Source organism: Streptomyces sp. NPDC002130 (genome assembly GCF_040296465.1).
In the GTDB taxonomy this organism is placed as follows: domain Bacteria; phylum Actinomycetota; class Actinomycetes; order Streptomycetales; family Streptomycetaceae; genus Streptomyces.
This window is the reverse complement of the sequence record NZ_JBEOXI010000794.1, coordinates 1-1,495: the sequence shown is the minus strand read 5'-3', so window position 1 is coordinate 1,495 and position 1,495 is coordinate 1. Positions and strand designations below refer to the sequence as shown.

Annotated in this window: 1 protein-coding gene; it reads right to left on the bottom strand. The window is 69.6% G+C overall.

The genetic code is table 11. From position 1 onward, the window contains the following. Positions 1–115 precede the first annotated feature (115 nt). Positions 116–1,147, bottom strand: coding sequence for a glutamine synthetase (gene glnII, locus ABT116_RS45605; protein WP_351647011.1), 1,032 nt, complete (start codon positions 1,145–1,147; stop codon positions 116–118). Positions 1,148–1,495 lie beyond the last annotated feature (348 nt).

Here is a 1,495-nt window from a genome sequence, read left to right as displayed (position 1 = left end):
CCCGCGCCCCGTCAAGGGGCGCGGGGAACTGCGCGACGAGCCACGACGTCCGGCAGACGAACGGGGGCGCCCACCGCGTACGGTGAGCGCCCCTGCGCGAAAGCTACCGTTCGGGTCAGACCTGGCCGGCCTTCTCCAGCGCCGAGCAGCAGGTGTCGACCAGCAGACGCGTCACCACGTACGGGTCGACGTTGGCGTTCGGACGGCGGTCCTCGATGTAGCCCTTGCCGTCCTTCTCGACCTGCCAGGGGATACGGACCGAGGCGCCGCGGTTGGAGACGCCGTAGGAGTACTCGTTCCACGGGGCGGTCTCGTGCAGGCCGGTGAGGCGGTCGTCGATGCCGGCGCCGTAGTTCTTGACGTGGTCGAGCGGCTTGGAGCCCTCGCCGAGCGACTCGGCCGCGGTGATGATCGCGTCGTAGCTCTCGCGCATCGCCTTGGTGGAGAAGTTGGTGTGCGCACCGGCGCCGTTCCAGTCGCCCTTGACCGGCTTGGGGTCGAGGGTGGCGGCGACGTCGAAGTCCTCGGCGGTGCGGTAGAGCAGCCAGCGGGCCACCCACAGGTGGTCGGAGACCTCCAGCGGGGAGACCGGGCCGACCTGGAACTCCCACTGCCCGGGCATGACCTCGGCGTTGATGCCGGAGATGGCGAGACCGGCCTTCAGGCAGTTGTCCAGGTGCGCCTCGACGACGTCACGGCCGAAGATCTCGTCCGCGCCGACACCGCAGTAGTAGCCGCCCTGCGGGGCCGGGAAGCCGCCCTTGGGGAAGCCGAGCGGGTAGCCGTCCTTGAAGAACGTGTACTCCTGCTCGATGCCGAAGATCGGCTCCTGCGCCGCGAACTTCTCCGCGACCTCGGCCAGCGCCGCACGGGTGTTGCTGGCGTGCGGGGTGAGGTCGATGTTCAGGACCTCGCACAGCACCAGGATGTCGTCGCCGCCGCGGATCGGGTCGGGGCAGCTGAAGACCGGCTTGAGGACACAGTCCGAGGAGTGGCCCTCGGCCTGGTTGGTCGAAGACCCGTCGAAGCCCCAGATCGGCAGCGCGTCGAGACCGGCGGGGGAACCCGTGATGATCTTGGTCTTGGAACGCAGTTTGGCCGTCGGCTCGGTGCCGTCGATCCAGATGTACTCAGCCTTGAAGGTCACGGGCCACATCCTCGGGTGTGTCTGGGCGCGTATCGCGGGTGCTTGCGGCGCAGCGGCACCGGTGCGCCGCGTCTGCTGCCCGGCAGCCTGGCAACGGGCGATTTCCCGGCCATTGCTCGCATGTGAACCCCGTGTTACCTGGTCATACTGTGCCGCACTTCACGCCGTGAGGGTGTTTCGCGGGTGCGGCGCCGGTCACCGGCTCCCCTCCGTCAAGCCGGTGACCGGCGCCGCACGGCCCGCACGCGCCGGTCCACGTCCACAACGTGGCGGACGGCCTGCCAGTCGCCCTGGGCCAGCAGTTCGGGGACGACCCAGCGCATGCTCGCCGCCATCCGCCGGGCGAAG